The sequence below is a fragment of the Helicobacter sp. 13S00401-1 genome (genome assembly GCF_002272925.1).
In the GTDB taxonomy this organism is placed as follows: domain Bacteria; phylum Campylobacterota; class Campylobacteria; order Campylobacterales; family Helicobacteraceae; genus Helicobacter_I.
On record NZ_MLAR01000016.1, the window covers coordinates 1 to 18,106 of the forward strand.

Sequence of the window (18,106 nt, forward strand, 5' to 3'; positions counted from 1 at the left end):
TAATTACTAGTGATTGAGAAAATTCTAGTTGTTTTTTTTTTTTTTGTATTAAAGGAAACTTAAAGTGAAAATTTTTGAAGAGAAAATTTATTAAATCAAACTAAAAATGAAATAATTATTTACTTTTATCTCTTTTTCTTAGAATCTATACAAAACTGATAACACTTTTTAATGCTTAAATAAGGGGATAAGAAAAGATGATCTTGACTTTTAAGAAAGGATGTTTACTAAAGTTATAAAACTTCTTTTTGCTAGTTTTTAGATGATGCTTTTTTTAAGTTTTAAAGGGCAGGGCAAGTGGGTTTAGTGGATTTATAACTTAGGATTTTATAGTTTTATAGAATCTAGATTCTATGTTCTTGTTTAGATTGCCATGTTGCTTAATTAAAATGAGGTAGTGCACATTGCAGATATAAAGATATTTGTTTAAAAAAGTTTAGTTTGTGTAAAGATATAAGATATTACCGCCTAGTTTGCTTGATAGTGTTTTTATAAAACTAGTATGTTGTATTAAAACTATAAAAAAGGATTTAAGCATGTACACACAAAAAGAGTTACAAAAAGATATACAACTAGTCCCTTTAAACATAGAATCTTCTTTAGACTTTGTTTCAGATACTAAGATAAAGGAAGCTCTAAATCTAGTAGAGACTCTAAACTTTGATAAGTTAAACTCTAAGTTAGTAAATCAGTACGGTTGGGATAAAGCAGAAGTAAGCGCTACTAATAGCCTTTATAAAGAGTGGCTAGCCCTTCATATATGCTATCCGGGCATGAGTTTTACTCCAAATATCAAGTTAGATGAGTACTGGCATATGCACATCCTTGATACTAAAGCTTACGCTGAAGACTGTTTACTTCTTTTTGGTGAGTTTTTACACCACTATCCTTACTTTGGCTTAGAAGGAGATGCACAAGATTCTGAGATGACTTTTGATTTTACTAATGAGCTTTTTAATCACCACTTTGGCCATACTCAAAGCATAGCCCTAGCCTCTTGTAAATCTAGCAAGTGTGACTCTAGCATCCAAGCTGCAGCTAACTGCAAGTCTAGTGATGTGAAGGCTAACTGTAAGTCAGATCTTAGTCTAGCAAACTGTAAGTCTGAAGTAAAAACTCTAGCTAACTGCAAGTCAAGTCTTAGTGCATCTGCTAACTGCAAGTCTACAAAGATTAGCGCTAACTGCAAGTCAGAGACATCAAAGCAAGCTAACTGTAAGTCAAACAAACAAGCTAGTTGTAAATCTAGCCAGGCTTAACTTATAATATCACCTAAGCACTAGCCTTTAGTCTTACACACCTAAGCTAGCCTTTTATAAAGGCCTAGCTTTAAGCTCTCTTATAAAGTTTGTGATCTCTTTTAAAGAAAGCTCTAGTCCTTCAAACTCTACTAACCTTTTATCTAGCAACACTTCTAAACTATCTTTTTCTAGCACTAAGTTTGTAAGTTTTATAAACTTAAGCTTAAAGATAGAATCTAACTCTTTTTCAAAGTCATAAACTAGGCTTAAAGCTTGTTTTAGCAAGCTAGTATCAGCACTTTTTTTCTTAGCTAGCAAGGAGCTTAGATATTTTAAGAGATAGCGTTTTTTATGGAAGTTAGAAAGTGTGGCTGCTAGTTTGTAGTTTGTATGTAAGGCAGATTCTAAGTTTTTTTCTAACTTTAAGTTAAATCTTAAAGCAAAGTCTAAAGCGCGTAAGATTCTTAAAGCATCTTCTTTCAGTTTAAAGTTAGCATCAAGTACTGTTTTTAGCCTTTTTTCTTTTAAGTCTTTTCTCCCTTCAAAAGGATCTATAAACTTAGAATCCTTTAAGCTTTTATAGATGGCATTAATACTGAAGTCACGACGCAAGGCGTCAAGATAGAGATTTTTTGTAAAAAGTATCTTATCTGGGCTTCTTAGGTTGCTATAGCCTAGCTCACATCTCATAGGCACAAAGTCAAAGCTATAACCTCCTGCTTTAATGCTTACTATCTCATATCTTGAAAAGTAGCTTAACTCTAAAAAGTCATCTTTATATATAAAGTCAGTTTCTAGTTCAAAGTAGACATTAAGTCTAAAGGCTTTTAAGATAGCTGGCACGTAGTTTTTAGCCCTAGAATCTAAGACTATATCTAAGTCATAAGAGTGCTTTCCTAGAAGGCTATCTCTTATAAAGCCACCTACCAAAAAAGCTTTTATGCCACTTTCAAAAAAGCATGTTTGTAGTTTTGAAAGCACTTTTTACTTAGCTTAGAAAAGTAGGATTTTATAGCGGTACTCTAGTGGTCTTTGGAAGTTTATTCTAGCTACAGTTTGTTCTATAAGCTTGCTATAAACTTTAAAGTCCATAGCTTCTCCTGGTTTGCTAAAAACACTTCCTACAGCATAAAGGGCTAGGTTTTGAGTATAAGCGTCATACCAGTCTAGAGTAAAGTTATAGAGGTCGCTTATGTTGCTTGTGTTATTTTTAAGGTCATTTTTATTATTAGTAATGTTGCAGTACCTGCGTCCATCTATTATCTTGCAAACACCAGTTGCGTTAAATGTATACTCTATGTTTTGATTAGGCATTAGTCTTTGCTTGCTTACTTTTATATAGAGTATGTTTCTTGCATAAGGAGTTGGGATTTGCCCTTCTAAATATATATTACTAAAGCCTCTTTTTTTTAGGGCAGTAAGAGCGACTTTAGCGTAGAATCTTGATGATATATCCCATGGGTCAGTTACTAAGATAGTAGGGGCGTTAGTATCAAAGTTATAGTCTGGAATCACAGTTGAGTAGTACTGAGTGCTTAAACCACTGCTACTACAAGCCACAAATAAAAAGCCTATCAAACCTAAAAAAATTGCCTTAAACTTCATGAACTCTTTCCTTACTGTTTGATGCTTAGAAGTGTATCTATCATCCTATCTATAGCTGTTATAACTTTAGCATTTGCTGCGTATCCACTTTGAAACTTTATAAGATTAACCATCTCATCATCAACACTTACTTGAGAGATAGAAAGGTGTTCTTTTTTAGCAGCTTGCATAACTGCATCTTTAGTATCAAGAGTTGTTTTTACATCTTGAGTTTGATTAGCAACGCTTCCTGCTACGTACTGATAAAAGTCACTTATCTTCATCTCTTGTCTGTTTGAGTGTTCATCATAAAACTCTACTTTATTGTACTGTAGTTGTTGCATCATATTTGCTATCTCGAAGTTACCACTTACTGGAGCAAGATGGGCTCTTATACTACCTGGGTCTCTTTGATAGATCCTTGCTATATGCATGGTGCTAGCGTCATTTCCTTCAAAGAAGCGATTTAACCCTAAAGCACCTATAAAGTTAGTGTCATGATCTTTTATAGATACACTCATCCCACTAGTTGATGACTTAGGTCTTATGCTAAACTGTTTAGTGTTGTTATCATAACTTGCATGGAAGAAGTCATCAAAGTCATTTAAAGAGTTGTTGTCTTTGTTATCATCAGTGTTAGCGTTTATCTGATTTACAACATCTTTCATAGTTGTAGTAGCACCTATAGTTATAGTTTTACTAGCTATGATATCACCTTGGTTGTTGTAGGCATTTAATGTAAAAGTCCCTGTGTGGATTTTATAGTTAGTATCTTTTAATGCATCAAAGTCCATGATACTAGTTTTATCACCAGTTATCTCTTTAGCCGCACTTTGTGCATAGATAGTATTAGTAGCGTGTATCATACCCTTAGCAAAGGAATCTAAAAGATTTATATAGTTTTGTATCTTGCCGGTTTTAGTGCCACTATAACCTGTGTTATATAGATCTAGTAAAGCTCCAGCTTTTCCTTCATCTATCCTATCTGTTATATCTACATCTTTAAAGTCATAGCCTCTTATATAGATTCTATTAAGGCCTTCTGGGTTGTTATCTTTTTTCAAAACTATAGGGTGGAAGTTAGAGCCATCTATCATATTAAAGCCATGCCCTATATTAAAAGTATAGCCATCATCAAAGTCTGCTTTTCTACTATCTACTAAGTTATTAGCTTGTATATTTTTCTTAAAGACGTTTCCGCCTATGATCTCTTGTAGTCTAAACTCTAGCTCATCTCTTCTATCTCTTAACTCATTTGCCTGTTTTAAGGTGGCTCTATCTTCTAGTTCATTTAGCCTTTGGTTAATTTTGGCTATCTGAGATCCTAGTCTGTTAGCGTCTTTTACTTGGGCTTCTAGCTCATCACTCTTTGTTTTTTGTAAGGCTAGGAGCTTTTCTTTGGTTGTGTTTATATCATTAGTTAAGACGTTGGCGTTTTTTACTAAGACTTGTTTTTGAGAGACATTGTTTGGATTTTTAGCGACATCTTTCCAGGCATCAAAGTAGTGCTCTAAGTCATTATAGATTCCAACATTTTGTAAGTCAGGGAAGTAACTATTAGCTTCTCTTAAGGATTCAAACTCAGTCTTATAGAAGTTATGATCCCTTGCAGCTTTTGTATAACGATCAAAGGCAAACTCATCATGCAACCTTTGTATAGAATCTACTGTAGTTCCTGTTCCTACATTCAAGTTGCCTAACTGCAATGGCGCTTGAGGGTGGGCTATCACTCTTTCTCTGGTGTAGAACTCATTGCTAGCGTTTGATATGTTGTTACTTGTTACATCCACCATTAATTGGTGGGCTTGCAAGCCTGTATAGGAGGTGTTTAAGGAAGAGAGTATTCCACCCATGTATAACCTTTTAAGTTAATTTGATATAAACAAGCAATTTAGATACCAACTTGCACTACTTACATATCGTTTTAAAATGGATTTTATTTATCTAGCTAGTGCATTTGAGCAGTTTTTATGCTATATATTTTTATTTTATTAACTATGAAAAATAAAGATCATCTCTTTTTTGATAGAATTAAAATTCATTTCTTTTTTAAAGCATAATTTTTCAAGTGGAAGGCATTTTTATATGAAAGTAATCAAATCGGCAAAAATCTTTGCGAGCAGCTGGATAGGCACTATCATCATAGTGTTACTCTTTATCTTTTTCATAGCGCAGGGTTTTGTCATACCTTCTAGATCTATGGTTGGTACCTACTATGAGGGCGATATGCTTTTTGTAAAAAAGTTCTCATATGGCGTCTCTATACCTATGCTTCCTTGGATTAACCGTAAGATCTTGCCAGACTTTAATCATAACGGTCATTTAATAAGTGGTCCTAGACCTAAAAGAGGCGATGTGGTAGTGTTTTTTCCACCAGGGCTTGATCATGTTCACTATATAAAAAGAACCTTTGCTACAGGAGGAGATCAAGTAGTCTTTGCCCCAGATGGAATGTATCTTAGACCAAATGGCGGTGATAAAACTATAGAGGCTGAGTTTGCAAACTATCCAACTAAAGAGTTTTTTGGTGAGAAGTATGTTTATGAGCCTTACTCAAAAGAACACCACGGCATACACTATGGCGGTGACTGGCCAATACTAGCTAGCTTTGATGCCTTAAAACAAAGATATGAGATAAGCAAGTATGACCCAAGCGCAAAGATAGGTATGGAGATGAGAGAGAGTAAATATGGCGAAGTGTTTTATGCGAAGATTCCAAAAGATTCTTTTTTTATGATGGGTGATAATCGTGATAATAGTGAAGATTCAAGATTCTGGGGAACTATAGACTACTCACGTGTAGTTGGAAAGCCTTGGTTTATAGCCTTTAGTATCACTCTTTCAAACAGTCGTGAGGCAGATGTAAGTAACCCTAAAAACAAGTTTAAGATAAGGTGGAGTAGGATGTTTAGATCTATACATAGTTTAGAATCTAGTATCCCAGAGTATGGCAAAAATGCAGAAGTTATAACTAATAACACAGCCATAAGTCCTATGAAACTTCATAGCCTTATAAAGTTAGTGCCACTAGGTAGTGGTAGTAATGGCAGTAATCTAGCACCAGTAGGTGGAGTTTTAAAAGAACAATAATTTTGGATACGTAATATGGAACACTTCCCTATATATCTAAATATCATCATACAAATAGTGACGCTTTTAATAGCTGTCATAGGCCATGAGATAATGCATGGCCTTGTGGCACTAAAGTATGGAGACACAACAGCAAAAGATGCCCATAGACTAACTATAAACCCCATCCCCCATATAGATCTAATAGGATCTATAATCCTACCTCTAGCCCTTTTACTACTAAACACTCCTTTTATGATAGGTTATGCTAAGCCTGTGCCAGTAAATATGAACACAGTTATAAAAAATGGAGGCTACAAAGCAGCCTTTTTTGTAAGCATGGCGGGAATTATTTATAACTTAGGGCTTGCTATAGTTGCAGCAGTGGCTTTAAAGTTTGAAATGTTTTCGCAAGCAACTTTTATAAATGTCTTAGTTTATGTCTTTTTACTCTCACTTTTTCAGATAAATATAGTTCTAGCTATCTTTAATATCTTGCCTATACCGCCGCTTGATGGCTCTAAGGCTCTAGCTTTTATAGGACTTATGGCAGGAATCCATGTTTTAGCAAGATTCTATAATAGCCTTGAAAGGTATGGTATTATTATCATTCTTTTGATAATAGCTACTCCTATCTCTAGATATCTTGGTGAGTTTATGGGATTTGTAGCCAATGGGATATTGAGAATATAAAGGGTTTTAATGTATTACATAGCAAGTGATCATGCCGGCTTAGTGGTAAAAAACTTTATTTTAGAGTACTTTAAACTAAAGGGTTTAGAGATAAAAGACTTATATAAGTTAGAAAAAGATTCTAAAGTAGACTATCCAGATATGGCATTTTTAGTAGCCAAAGAAGTACAAAAAGATAAGGCTAATAAGGGCATACTAATATGTGGTAGTGGCATAGGTGTAAGTATAGGGGCTAATAGATTTAAAGATATAAGGGCTGCTCTTTGTACTGATAGTTACATGGCAAAAATGGCAAGGATGCATAATGATGCAAATGTGCTTTGTTTAGGTGAGAGGGTAAGTGGGCTTGGCGTTATAGAATCTATTTTAGAAGCTTTTTTAAATACAGACTTTGAGGGTGGAAGACATACTCTAAGAGTTAATAAACTTTATAATTAGGGGTTTAATCATGGCGGAGTTATCAGAATGGTTCCTAGTTACTATTATTATTTTATTTATACTTTTTATGTTGATAGGTACATTTTATTATAGAAGCATGGCACAAAAAGAAAAAAAGGAATCTGCCCACATGAGATACACACTAGCAGAAGCAGAAGTTTTAATACAAAAGCACCAACTAAGCTTGCAAAGAGCCTTAGGTAATATAGACATACTAACTAGGGAGCTAAACTCGTTAAAAGTTGAAGTTAAAAATCTAAAAACTAGAAACTCTCAGTATAGGGTTGAAACTGATAACTATAAAACTAGGATTAGAGACTTAGAGCAAAAAATCGAAGCGCTCTTATAGGTCAAAAAGGAAGTATATGAAGAAAGAAAATCCTACTATTAATGTAAATGGTTTTAGCATAGAGGACTTAAAAGTAGAAGCTAACCACACTCATCCTGTAAAAATGGCTAAGCATCATCCAAGCTTGAAAGATAGGATTAATGATTCAATAAGAACTATAAAAGACTTCCCAAAAAAGGGCATAGATTTTAAAGATATAACAACCTTTTTGCAAAATGGAGTACTTTTTAGTAAGTATATAGACTTTTTAGCTGCAAGATATGCCCACTTTCATCTAGATTATGTCTTAGGGATAGAATCTAGAGGCTTTATCTTTGCAAGTGCTTTAGCCTATAAACTTCAGTGTGGCTTTGTGCCTATAAGAAAAAAAGGCAAACTTCCAGGTAAGACTATAGAGCAAAGCTATGCACTAGAGTATGGAAGCGATATAGTAGAAATCCACGTTGATGCATTTCATGGTGCTAAAGATGCAAAAGTAGTCATCCTTGATGACTTGCTTGCAACTGGAGGCACTGCAGCTGCAGCTTTAAAGTTAGTTAATGCACTTCAAGGAAAGTGTATAGAGTGTTCATTTTTAATGAATTTAAGTGAGTTTGATAGCCTAGAATCTAAACAAGAGTTTTTAAAAGTTGCTAAAGTTTTTAGCTTGCTTGAATGTTAGGTAGTAAGTTTTATGGAACATTTAACTGACCTACTAGACACTCTTTGGAACTCTCACGTTGAAACATGGGGGTATCTAATCCTTTTTATATGGAGTATATTAGAAGGAGAGTGGGGACTTTTTTTGGCAGGGCTTGCAGCCTATGATGGTAAGTTAGATGTAGTAATAGCCATACTTGTAGCTGGACTTGGTGGCTTTGTAGGCGATCAGATCTATTTTTACATAGGGCGTCTTAATAAAAAATTAGTTCAAAGAAAGCTTAAATCACAAAGGCGAAAGTTTGCACTAGCTAGTCTTTTGATGTCGCGCTATGGTTGGCCTATAATCTTTGTGCAAAGGTATCTTTATGGCCTTAGAACTGTCATACCAATAAGTATAGGGCTTACTAAATATAGCGCCCTCAAGTTTGCGTTCATTAATCTAATCTCAGCTTGGATATGGGCATCTGTAACCATACTCCCAGCATGGTTTTTTGGCTCAGCCATACTTACTTTTTTCAAAAAAATTAGAGATTATCTAATAGAAAACCCACTTCATCTATCTATATTTATCTTGATAATAGTAATCTTAGTAGGACTGTTTATCTTTTATAAAAGAAGAAAATATAAAAAACTAAAACAAGACAAAACTAAATAAAAGGACACACATGGTAAAACTTACAAATACTAAAAACGAAGGCGTACAACTAGTCCTAGTTACAAAAACTGATATAGATAATAATGCTAGTAATATAGCAGCTGATTTAGAGCTTTTAAAAGCTTTTAACTTTAAAGCTAAAGGAAACTTTTTTTCTCAGAAAAACAAGATTCTTTACATTGGCATAAAAGACTTTAGCGTTGATAGCTTAGAGAGTGCTTGTTTAAGTGCTTTAAATGTGCTTACAGAGTGGAAGATAGAATCTGCTTTTATAGATATAGATGATAAGTTTAGCGCGACTATAGCCTATGCTTTTTTACTAGGAAGTTATAAATTTGATAGATTTAAGTCAAAAGATCCAAAAGAAAGTGATAGCACAGATTCTAGAATCTTAAGTATCTCTATAAAAAATGCAAGCCCATCTCTTTTAGATGAAGTAAGTCTTGTATCTAAAGAAGTTTGCTTTGTTAGAGACTTAGTAAATACCCCACCAAATATAGCTAACTCTACTTATCTAGCCTATGTTGCAAGAGATAAAAGCTTAGAAAAAGAGTTTAAAGACAAAGTAACTTGCAATCTTTATGATAATGACTTTTTAGAGTCTCAAAAAATGGGTGCTTTTTTAGCGGTTAATCAAGCCTCAAATTTTCCAGCTTACTTAGTCCATCTTGTTTATAAACCAAAAAAAGCTAAGAAAAAAGTAGTTTTAGTTGGTAAGGGGCTAGTTTATGATACAGGTGGTTTAAGCTTAAAACCAGCTGATTATATGACTACTATGAAGGCTGATAAGGCAGGGGCGTGCACAGTATTAGGTGCTTTTTTTGCTATAGCTAAGCTAGAGCTTGATGTAGAGCTTCATGCCATTATGGGTATAACTGATAATGCCATAGGTAAAAATGCCTATAGACCAGATGATGTTTTAGTCTCTAGAGAAGGTAAGACTATAGAGGTTAAAAACACAGATGCAGAAGGGCGCTTAGTCTTGGCTGATTGCTTAAGCTATGCACAAGACTTAGGGGCTGATGTGATACTAGACTTTGCAACTTTAACAGGGGCTTGTGTGGTTGCACTAGGAGAGTATACAAGTGGAGTTATGGGCTTTAATGATGAGTTAAAAGATAGTTTTGTAAAAGCTTCACTAGAGGCTAATGAACTAGCCCATACCCTTCCTTTTAACCCTCACCTTAAAAAGCTTTTAGAATCTAAGATAGCAGATGTTTCAAATATATCTAGCTCAAGATATGGTGGGGCTATAACTGCTGGATTATTCTTAAGTGAGTTTATAAGGGAAGAGTATAAAGAAAAGTGGGTGCATGTAGATATAGCAGGTCCAGCTTATGTTGAAAAAACATGGAGTGTTAATCCAAGTGGGGCAAGTGGAATAGCACTTAGATCTATAGTTCACTTTGTTAAAAACTACATTAAAGGCTAGATATGGGCTTAAGCATAGGTATAGTTGGCTTACCAAATGTAGGTAAGTCTACAACTTTTAACGCACTCACTAAAACTCAAAATGCAGAAGCAGCTAACTATCCTTTCTGCACGATAGAGCCTAATAAGGCAGTAGTGCCAGTACCAGATCCTAGACTTGAAGAGCTAGCAAAGATAGTTAATCCAAAAAGACTTCAATACTCAACAGTTGAGTTTGTAGATATAGCTGGTCTTGTAAAAGGTGCTTCAAAGGGTGAAGGACTGGGTAATCAGTTCTTAGCTAACATTAGAGAGTGTGAGTGCATCTTGCATGTAGTTCGTTGTTTTGATGATGAAAATATAACTCATGTTGATGGTAAGGTTAACCCTATCATAGATAGTGAAACCATAGAGTTAGAGCTAATCTATGCTGACTTAGGAAGTTTAGAAAAACGCATACAAAAACTACAAAAAAATCTTAAAGCAAGTAAAGATTCTCAAAAAGAGATGGACTTGTGTTTAAAACTAAAAGCGCACTTAGAAGAGTGTAAGCCAGCAAGTACATTTAAAGAAGAAGGATTTGAAGAGTTAAATAAAGAGCTTAGATTGCTTAGTGCTAAAGAAATGATATATGCATTAAATGTAGATGAAGAATCTTTAAGTAATCATGGAAACGCCTACACTAAAGCCTTTTTAGATTCTATAAAAGACTTAAACAGAGACGCAGTACTTTTGTGCTCTAAGCTAGAAGAAGATATGTTAGGTATGGAAGATAGTGAAAGAGAAGAGTTTTTAAAAGACTTAGGAGTGACTTCAGGTCTAGCACAAATCATACAAAAAAGCTACTCCAAACTAGGCCTTATAAGCTACTTTACAGCTGGAGTTCAAGAAGTACGTTCATGGAGTATCAAAAATGGCGACACAGCCCCTCGTGCTGCAAGTGTTATACATAAAGACTTTGAAAAAGGCTTTATTAGAGCTGAGACTATATCTTATGAAGACTTTATAAAATATAGTGGTGAAAAGGGTGCAAAAGACGCTGGACTTATGAGATTAGAAGGAAAAGAGTATATAGTTAAAGACGGCGATGTGATGCACTTTAGATTTAATGTCTAAAAACTTTATTAAGTTTTAGAATCTAAAGTGTGGATACAAAAAACTCCTCTATACCTTTGTGTAATTTTTAAAAACTAGGATTAAAGTTTGAATCTAAATATATTTGTATATATCATCTATCCTTTCATAATAAGCTTGCTTATATCTGTTATCATGATAGCCTTTGCTAGACAAAGTGGAGCTTTTATAGATGAAGCAAGTAGTCTAAAACCTCAACGCTTCCATAACGCACCAACTCCACGTGTTGGAGGACTTGGAATCTTCATAGGCTTTATCATCTTTGGAAGTATGCTTTTTTTTAGTACTCCTATATTTACTGTATTTGTTTACTCAGTTATAGGTGGGCTTATAGTTTTTATAAGTGGTTTAGTTGAAGACTTTAAAGGAAGTCTTAGTCCTAAACTTAGGCTTTTACTTCAGTGTATAGGTGTTTTTATAGCTACTTTTGGAGCTAATATTTATATCTATGATCTTTCACTAGGCTTTAGTTTGCCTTATATAATAGGGATAATCTTTACTATATTTGCAGTAGTTGGCGTGGTTAATGCCCTTAATATTATAGATGGATTTAATGGCTTAGCTTCAGGGCTAACGCTTTTAGTTTTAATAGCACTCTTTTTTGTTTCTTATACAGTTGGTAACTACTTTGTGCTTTATGCTTCAGTCTTACTTTTTGGTGCAGTACTAGGTTTTTTTGTTTTAAATTTTCCTAAAGGCAAGATATTTTTAGGGGATGGTGGAGCTTACTTTTTAGGCTTTATGTTAGGCTTTATGCTAGTTAGTCTTACTCAAACTACTCACTTTGATAACGCTTCTATATGGAGTATGAGCGTATCTAGATTATATGCTTTCTTAGGCATAGATATAAGCTCAGCCTTACAAGCTTCTATCTTAAGCACGCTTGGTGCTAAGGGTGTTAATGCTTGGTATGGAGTAGCCCTTTGCATCTATCCTATATGGGAAGTGCTTTTTTCTATCTATAGAAAGAAAAAAGTTAAAAGAAAGGCCACAAGCCCAGATAACCTTCACTTTCACATGCTAGTTTTTAGAACCCTAGCCCATGGTAATAACGCTAAGACTGCCTTTTACATCCTAGCTTTTAACTTGCCTTTTATCATCCTTTCATCTATCTTTTTTGATAACATCTATATACTTTTTGCACTTATTATCATCTTTTGTGCGCTTTATGTAGCTATCTATAAAACACTTTTAAAAATAGATAAAGATTTTAAGCAAAGCTAGTTTATAAGTAAGGAGACTACTCTTTATCTAGCTCTTCATTTATGCGTAGATTATGAAGTACTAGCTCTTTATAGCGCTCCATCAAAGCTCTTAGTTTTTTATCTTTTAAGATGATAGGAAAAGTGCCTTTTGAACTTTCTATAACTCTTAGCTTTGGAATCTTTATGTAGGTTAAAAGATTAGCCCTAGGAGTGTAGCCTTCACACTTTATAATAGATTCTAGATTTAGCATTCTTGCAAGCTCTTGGCTATTTTTTAGAAACTCTAAGTTATCTTTAGCGTAAAATTTATTATACTCACTGCTTGCAGAAGTTGAACTAAAGGCTATTTTTAAAACTTCATTACGAACAAATATAAATAAAACGCAGCTTTGTAGGTGCATAGGCAGGAGTTTTTTAAAGTTAGCATGGCCTTTTTGGAGACCATTTTTTTTAAAAACTGCAGTATGATTTAGGCTATCTGATGATAGAATCTCTTTAATGGATTTCATAATGAAAATACTAGCAAAACTAGCCATAATTGTTGGCATCGTATTAATATTTAATGCCTGTGGCAACAAACAAGATCCTTACTGGGGCACGCCACCTAAGGATGCATCAAAGCCTTTAATCTAAAAAATAGGTGAAGGGAACTAATGGAAAAGGTCTTTTATAAAGCACTGCTTTTTAAAGCAAAAGCTTTTATACAGAAGTATGACCCAGGCTATTTTAGCTTTGTGTTTGCTATAAAAGCTTCTATATCTCTAGTTATAAGTGGTTTTATAGCCTATTATATATTTGAAAATAGGGTGCCTGTTATACTTACCACTCTTGGTGGGCTATATGTATTTTTCCTAACACTTACTTTAAGTCCAACTTCAGCTAGAAAGAGTTACGTCTTTTTGTTTGTAGTTGTTTCTAGTATAGGCGCAGCTATATTTATGGAGCTTGCAAAAAATGCTCTTGGGGGTAGCTTATATGATCTTTTATGGTTGATCATACCTATTATTGTCCTAAGCTTTATAGTGGGTATGGCTAAGGCTTATGACTTAGAGTTACATAAAGTTATGGTTTTAGTTATCATAGTTGCTCTAATAGCTTGTTTATATGTAGAAGCAAAGATAACTATAACTTTAACTGAGATATTAGTCTCTATGCCACTAGGTGGCTTTATCGCCATGCTTTTTTCTTTTTTTAGCTTTACACCTCATAGAATCTATGGACGCTATATTAGAACCCACTATCCTTTGATATTAAATCACTGCATGCTTATGATTAAAAACATACAAGATCTAAACGTGTATCACAAAGAAAGAGAAGAAGCCCTAACCTTGATAACAAACTTGAAAAAAGTCTTAGAATCAAAGTCAGGCTATGTTAAAAATGCCTATGCTATTAAAAACATACAAAGAGCTATATTTTATATCTATAGGATAGAAGATCTAACTTTGAGTATAAATAATTTACATGAGTACACTGCAAAAGAAGGGTTTAATAACAAAGTTAAAAAAGAGCTTATGCATAACATCATGCAGATAAGCGATATCTTTTCAGGCCACGTGCCAAAGATAGAAACCACTGAGTTAGATGCTTACTTGAACTCTTCAGAATCTAGAAGAGATAACGCCTTAGAGCTAGATGCTATAAAGATTCTTTACTCTAAAATTAAGATTTTTTCTAAGGCTGATAACTTTTCTGCTAACAATCATACTAATGGCATAAAACCTTTTGAGTTTTTTAAAGCTTTTAGTGTTTCTTTTAAGTCTATAGGCTGGAGGAATGAAGTTTATAGATTTAGCGTTAAGTACTCTTTAGCAGTTACTATCACTCTAGCTGTAGCTACTATGTTTGACCTTTATAGGGGGATATGGATGTGTTTTGGAGTAGTAGCAACCATAAGGCCTTCAGTTGGAGGACTTCAAACTTCAGGCAAAGAGTATATATTTGGCAATATTATAGGTGGTATCATAGGTATAGCCCTAGCTTACTTTACGCACGACACACCTGTTTTTTATGTAGTTTTAGTGATAGTTATGTTTTTGATGATTTATTTTAGAGTTTTTCCTAACTGGCTTTGGACTGGAACAGTAGTGTGTTCTTTAGCTATGCTTTATTCTATAATCTTTTATCAAGACTATATGGAGTTTGTGCTTCAGCGTTTTATTGACGTTTTAACTGGTTTTGTTATAGCAGTTGGAGTTTTTTGGGCTATATGGCCACGCTACTCTTATAACGCTCTTTTTGAGCAGTTTAAAAAGCAGATTGCTGAGTTAAATGGTATGGCAACCTTACTAAAAAATAGTATAGGTATAGGAAGTATAGATCACTCACTTTTACAAAGTAAGCAATCAGAGTTTTTAGATAGGGATAAAGAGATAAAAGCCATTATTAAAGAATCTAAAAATGAAAAACGTTTCTTTTGGATTATAGAAGAGAGTGAAAAGGTTATGAATATTTTAGATTCTATGCTTATGCACTTAAATGAGCTAACTCATTTTATAAACACTCAAATAAGCCAAGGTAAAGATGTCTATCTTTATGTAAATGACTTAAATACTATAGCTATAAGATTTACTATGATAGATAATTTAATGACTGCAACTCCTCATTATTTTAGATATAACTTAGATGATAAGCTCTTAGTCGTAGATGATAAGTACTTTGCGTGGGTGGTAAAAAGTATCTTTGATAGTCAAGATGAGCTTTATACTATAGCTAGTAAATATATGGCTGATATCAGTAAGTAGTTAGTTAGTAAAATTTTAGATTTTTAAAGGCACTTTTTTATGATGGATTATGTAAAAAAATATGATCCGGGCTATTTTAGCTTTGTGTTTGCATTTAAGGCTTGTATATCTCTTGTGATAAGTTGCACAGCAGCTTATTATATATTTGATAATAGGGTTCCTGCCATACTTGCTGCTTTTGGTGGTCTTTATGTTTTTTTTCTGATTTTTACCTTAAGTCCAGCCTCTCCAAGAAAGTCTTATATCTTGTTTTTTATAGTTGTTTCAACTATATGTGCAGCACTTTTTACTTTTCTAGCACAAGATGCCTTAACTGGCAAGCTTTATGACATCTTATGGCTAGTTATACCAATAATTGCTTTAAGCTTTATAGTAGGTATGTCTAGTGCTTATAGTATGGAGCTTTATAGAGTTATGGCTTCAGTTATGATGGTAGCCTTAGTAGCTTGCCTTTATGTAGAAGCAAAAGTGCCTTTAACTACAGAGCAGATAGTAGTTTCTATGCCACTAGGTGCTTTGGTGGCTATGTTTTTTACCTTTTTTAGTTTTACGCCTCATAAGATTTATGGACGCTATATTAGAACCCACTATCCTTTAATCTTAAACCACTGCATGCTTATGGTTAAAAATATCCAAGACCAAAACATCTATCGTAATGAAAGGCAAGAAGCCCTAGCTTTAATATCTACTCTAAAAAGAGTTTTACAGTCAAAAACTGGCTATCTAAAAAATCCTTATGCTATTAAAAACCTACAAAGGGCAGTTTTTTATATCTATAGGATAGAAGATTTAACTTTAAGTATAAATAACTTACATGAGTACACTTCAAAAGAGGGGTTAAATCCTAAGTTAAAAAAGGAGTTAATGTATAACTTAATGCAGTTAAGTGATATCTTTGCTGGCCATATACCAAAGATAGAATCTAAAGAGCTAGATATCTTCCTTAAAGAAAAAGCAACAAAATATAATCCAGTGCAAATAGATGCACTAAAGATTTTATATTTAAAAATTAAGATTTTTTCTAAACCTTTTAATGCAACTGGAAGCACACAAGATGGCGGCATAGCTCCATTTAACGTACTTAAAGCTTTTAAAGTTTCTTTTAAGTCTATAGGCTGGAGAAATGAAGTTTATCGCTTTAGCGTTAAGTACTCTTTAGCAGTTACTATACCACTAGTTATAGCTACAACTTTTGACCTTTATAGAGGGATATGGATGTGTTTTGGAGTAGTAGCAACCATAAGGCCTTCAGTTGGAGGTCTTCAAAGCTCAGGCAAAGACTATATAGTAGGTAATGTCCTAGGGGCAGTTATAGGCATAGTAGTTGCCTACTTTACTCACGATACGGCATTTTTTTATATATTTTTAGCCCTTTCTGTATTTTTTATGATCTACTCTCGTGTCTATCCTAGCTGGCTTGCAACTGCAAACTTAGTCTTTGCTCTTGTGTTATTTTACTCGCTAATTTATTATCATGACTACTTAGAGTTTGTGCTTCAGCGCTTTATTGATGTTATAACTGGCTTTGTTATAGCTATAGCAGTCTTTTGGGCCATATGGCCACGCTACTCTTATAACACTCTTTTTGCGCAGTTTAAAAAGCAGATTAATGAGCTAGAAAGTATGACTACCTTACTTCAAGATGGCATAACTAAAGGAAGCATAGACTGCTCCCTTTTACAAAACAAGCAGTCAGAGTTTTTAGATAGAAACAAAGAGATAAGATCTATCATCAAAGAATCTAAACATGAAAAGCGCTTTTTTTGGATAGTGCAAGAAAGTGAAAATGTTATGAGTGTATTAGATTCCATCCTTATGCATATAAATGAGTTAACTAACTTTTTAAGTACTTCTATGAAGGAAGGAAAGGATGTGCATCTTTGTATTAATGACTTAAATGTCATAAAGTTTCGCTTTGATATGATACATAATCTAATGACTTCAACACCTCACTACTTTAAGTATGATGCAAACGATAAGCTTTTAATAGTGGATGATAAGTATTTTTCATGGATGATAAAAAGTATCTTTGATAGTCAAGATGAGCTTTATACCATAGCTAGTAGATACATGAACAAGATAGATAGATAATAAAATAAGGCTTAAGTATGCACTTAGAATCTAAGGACTTAAAAGATTTTTTAGATAAACAGTATGAGTTATTTAACAAAGACTTTGATGCTAACTCTTATGCTGATCCTTTGATATTTGTAAAAAAACATTTAGATTTTAAGTATCTTGATGAGTTAGCTTTTATAAGCGCTTTATTTTCTTATGGAAATGCTAAACAGATACTAAAGTTTTTACATACCCTTCCTTTTAACACCTTAGAATCTAAAAACTTTGAAGAAGTTAGTTTTCCTTACTATAGATTCCAAAACTCTAGTGATGTAGGCAATCTTTTTAAGATAGTACATGAAGTTATAAAAAGAGGAGGACTAAAGGCACTTTTTATAAAAGCTTATAAAAAAGTAGGCCTTTTAGAAGCTATATATCTAGTCTTAGATTCTTTAAAAGATATAGGATTAGAGTTAGGGATAGACATAAAAGCAAGTCATGGCCTTAAGTTTTTACTAGCTAGCAAAAGGGGAGTAAGTCCGCTAAAACGCATTAATATGTTTTTAAGATGGATGGTAAGAAAGGATAATCTAGACTTAGGCAGGTGGGATGAGGTAGATAAGAAAGACTTACTTTTACCACTAGATGTTCATACTTTTAATATCTCAAAAAAACTAAAACTTTTAGAATCTAAAAGCTATAATCTTAAGGCTTGCTTAGAAGTAAGCTCTAAACTATTAACATTTGATTCTAAAGACCCTATAAAATATGACTTTGCGCTGTATCGTATAGGGCAATTAAAGCTTTTAAGCTAGCTTTAATTTTGTCAAAAGTTAAGATTTTTAGATATATTTCGTAGGCTAACTTTTTAGTAAAAAAGTAGC

The 18,106-nt window shown here is 33.6% G+C and carries 17 protein-coding genes and 1 pseudogene; 14 read left to right on the top strand and 4 right to left on the bottom strand.

The features are described from left to right. Positions 1–536: 536 nt before the first annotated feature. The gene (locus BKH43_RS07220; protein ID WP_095230084.1) at positions 537–1,259 is read left to right on the top strand and encodes a hypothetical protein; all 723 of its coding nucleotides are present in this window, start codon (positions 537–539) and stop codon (positions 1,257–1,259) included. Positions 1,260–1,313: 54 nt separating this feature from the next. Here BKH43_RS07220 and BKH43_RS07225 read toward each other — a convergent pair whose 3' ends face one another. The 3 genes from BKH43_RS07225 to flgK are packed head-to-tail and all read right to left on the bottom strand — an operon-like array spanning position 1,314 to position 4,678. After that, a complete protein-coding gene (locus BKH43_RS07225) occupies positions 1,314–2,222 on the bottom strand; it encodes a CCA tRNA nucleotidyltransferase (protein ID WP_095230086.1) in 909 nt (302 codons plus the stop codon). Positions 2,223–2,234: 12 nt separating this feature from the next. Next, complete coding sequence (locus tag BKH43_RS07230; RefSeq protein WP_095230088.1) at positions 2,235–2,846, bottom strand: hypothetical protein; 612 nt, start codon at positions 2,844–2,846, stop codon at positions 2,235–2,237. 11 nt (positions 2,847–2,857) lie between these two features. Beyond that, positions 2,858–4,678 carry a flagellar hook-associated protein FlgK gene (gene flgK / locus BKH43_RS07235; protein WP_095230090.1) on the bottom strand — a complete coding sequence of 607 codons (1,821 nt, stop codon included), beginning with the start codon at positions 4,676–4,678 and terminating at the stop codon, positions 2,858–2,860. 232 nt (positions 4,679–4,910) lie between these two features. Between flgK and lepB the strand changes: the two are divergent. The 9 genes and pseudogenes from lepB to BKH43_RS07280 form a co-directional block, all read left to right on the top strand. Next, a pseudogene (gene lepB / locus BKH43_RS07240) lies at positions 4,911–5,756 on the top strand (signal peptidase I); the annotation flags it as partial. 174 nt (positions 5,757–5,930) lie between these two features. Further along, on the top strand, positions 5,931–6,587 hold the full coding sequence (locus BKH43_RS07245) for a site-2 protease family protein (protein WP_095230094.1): 657 nt from the start codon (positions 5,931–5,933) through the stop codon (positions 6,585–6,587). Positions 6,588–6,596: 9 nt separating this feature from the next. Continuing rightward, positions 6,597–7,025, top strand: a complete 429-nt coding sequence (gene rpiB, locus BKH43_RS07250; protein WP_095230096.1) for a ribose 5-phosphate isomerase B — start codon at positions 6,597–6,599, stop codon at positions 7,023–7,025. Positions 7,026–7,035: 10 nt separating this feature from the next. Then, complete coding sequence (locus tag BKH43_RS07255; protein ID WP_095230098.1) at positions 7,036–7,374, top strand: hypothetical protein; 339 nt, start codon at positions 7,036–7,038, stop codon at positions 7,372–7,374. Between the two features lie 103 nt (positions 7,375–7,477). Beyond that, a complete protein-coding gene (locus BKH43_RS07260) occupies positions 7,478–8,035 on the top strand; it encodes an adenine phosphoribosyltransferase (RefSeq protein ID WP_095230141.1) in 558 nt (185 codons plus the stop codon). 12 nt (positions 8,036–8,047) lie between these two features. Beyond that, on the top strand, positions 8,048–8,671 hold the full coding sequence (locus BKH43_RS07265; RefSeq protein WP_095230100.1) for a DedA family protein: 624 nt from the start codon (positions 8,048–8,050) through the stop codon (positions 8,669–8,671). 10 nt (positions 8,672–8,681) lie between these two features. Further along, a complete protein-coding gene (locus BKH43_RS07270; RefSeq protein WP_095230102.1) occupies positions 8,682–10,103 on the top strand; it encodes a leucyl aminopeptidase in 1,422 nt (473 codons plus the stop codon). A 2-nt stretch (positions 10,104–10,105) separates the two neighbouring features. Continuing rightward, positions 10,106–11,197, top strand: coding sequence for a redox-regulated ATPase YchF (gene ychF, locus BKH43_RS07275; RefSeq protein WP_095230104.1), 1,092 nt, complete (start codon positions 10,106–10,108; stop codon positions 11,195–11,197). Between the two features lie 87 nt (positions 11,198–11,284). After that, positions 11,285–12,439 carry an undecaprenyl/decaprenyl-phosphate alpha-N-acetylglucosaminyl 1-phosphate transferase gene (locus BKH43_RS07280; RefSeq protein ID WP_095230106.1) on the top strand — a complete coding sequence of 385 codons (1,155 nt, stop codon included), beginning with the start codon at positions 11,285–11,287 and terminating at the stop codon, positions 12,437–12,439. A gap of 16 nt (positions 12,440–12,455) precedes the next feature. On the opposite strand, the gene BKH43_RS07285 is transcribed toward BKH43_RS07280, so the two are convergent. Further along, on the bottom strand, positions 12,456–12,929 hold the full coding sequence (locus BKH43_RS07285) for a hypothetical protein (protein ID WP_095230108.1): 474 nt from the start codon (positions 12,927–12,929) through the stop codon (positions 12,456–12,458). Position 12,930: 1 nt separating this feature from the next. On the opposite strand from BKH43_RS07285, the gene BKH43_RS08720 reads away from it, so the two are divergent. From BKH43_RS08720 to BKH43_RS07300, 4 genes are read left to right on the top strand one after another with little or no spacing between them, the layout of a single operon-like run. Then, a complete protein-coding gene (locus tag BKH43_RS08720) occupies positions 12,931–13,053 on the top strand; it encodes a hypothetical protein (RefSeq protein WP_275542202.1) in 123 nt (40 codons plus the stop codon). Between the two features lie 20 nt (positions 13,054–13,073). Then, positions 13,074–15,164, top strand: a complete 2,091-nt coding sequence (locus tag BKH43_RS07290) for an FUSC family protein (protein ID WP_095230110.1) — start codon at positions 13,074–13,076, stop codon at positions 15,162–15,164. Positions 15,165–15,206: 42 nt separating this feature from the next. Next, on the top strand, positions 15,207–17,255 hold the full coding sequence (locus BKH43_RS07295; RefSeq protein ID WP_172402346.1) for an FUSC family protein: 2,049 nt from the start codon (positions 15,207–15,209) through the stop codon (positions 17,253–17,255). 17 nt (positions 17,256–17,272) lie between these two features. Next, the gene (locus tag BKH43_RS07300) at positions 17,273–18,037 is read left to right on the top strand and encodes a TIGR02757 family protein (protein ID WP_095230114.1); all 765 of its coding nucleotides are present in this window, start codon (positions 17,273–17,275) and stop codon (positions 18,035–18,037) included. The last annotated feature ends 69 nt before the right edge of the window (positions 18,038–18,106 follow it).

Bases quoted from the DNA above. Each gene is read 5' to 3' on its own strand.
- BKH43_RS07220 (WP_095230084.1), top strand. From the start codon at position 537: ATGTACACACAAAAAGAGTTACAAAAAGATATACAACTAGTCCCTTTA.
- BKH43_RS07230 (WP_095230088.1), bottom strand. From the start codon at position 2,846: ATGAAGTTTAAGGCAATTTTTTTAGGTTTGATAGGCTTTTTATTTGTG.
- flgK (WP_095230090.1), bottom strand. From the start codon at position 4,678: ATGGGTGGAATACTCTCTTCCTTAAACACCTCCTATACAGGCTTGCAA.
- BKH43_RS07245 (WP_095230094.1), top strand. From the start codon at position 5,931: ATGGAACACTTCCCTATATATCTAAATATCATCATACAAATAGTGACG.
- rpiB (WP_095230096.1), top strand. From the start codon at position 6,597: ATGTATTACATAGCAAGTGATCATGCCGGCTTAGTGGTAAAAAACTTT.
- BKH43_RS07255 (WP_095230098.1), top strand. From the start codon at position 7,036: ATGGCGGAGTTATCAGAATGGTTCCTAGTTACTATTATTATTTTATTT.
- BKH43_RS07260 (WP_095230141.1), top strand. From the start codon at position 7,478: ATGGCTAAGCATCATCCAAGCTTGAAAGATAGGATTAATGATTCAATA.
- BKH43_RS07265 (WP_095230100.1), top strand. From the start codon at position 8,048: ATGGAACATTTAACTGACCTACTAGACACTCTTTGGAACTCTCACGTT.
- BKH43_RS07270 (WP_095230102.1), top strand. From the start codon at position 8,682: ATGGTAAAACTTACAAATACTAAAAACGAAGGCGTACAACTAGTCCTA.
- ychF (WP_095230104.1), top strand. From the start codon at position 10,106: ATGGGCTTAAGCATAGGTATAGTTGGCTTACCAAATGTAGGTAAGTCT.
- BKH43_RS07285 (WP_095230108.1), bottom strand. From the start codon at position 12,929: ATGAAATCCATTAAAGAGATTCTATCATCAGATAGCCTAAATCATACT.
- BKH43_RS08720 (WP_275542202.1), top strand. From the start codon at position 12,931: ATGAAAATACTAGCAAAACTAGCCATAATTGTTGGCATCGTATTAATA.
- BKH43_RS07290 (WP_095230110.1), top strand. From the start codon at position 13,074: ATGGAAAAGGTCTTTTATAAAGCACTGCTTTTTAAAGCAAAAGCTTTT.
- BKH43_RS07295 (WP_172402346.1), top strand. From the start codon at position 15,207: ATGGATTATGTAAAAAAATATGATCCGGGCTATTTTAGCTTTGTGTTT.
- BKH43_RS07300 (WP_095230114.1), top strand. From the start codon at position 17,273: ATGCACTTAGAATCTAAGGACTTAAAAGATTTTTTAGATAAACAGTAT.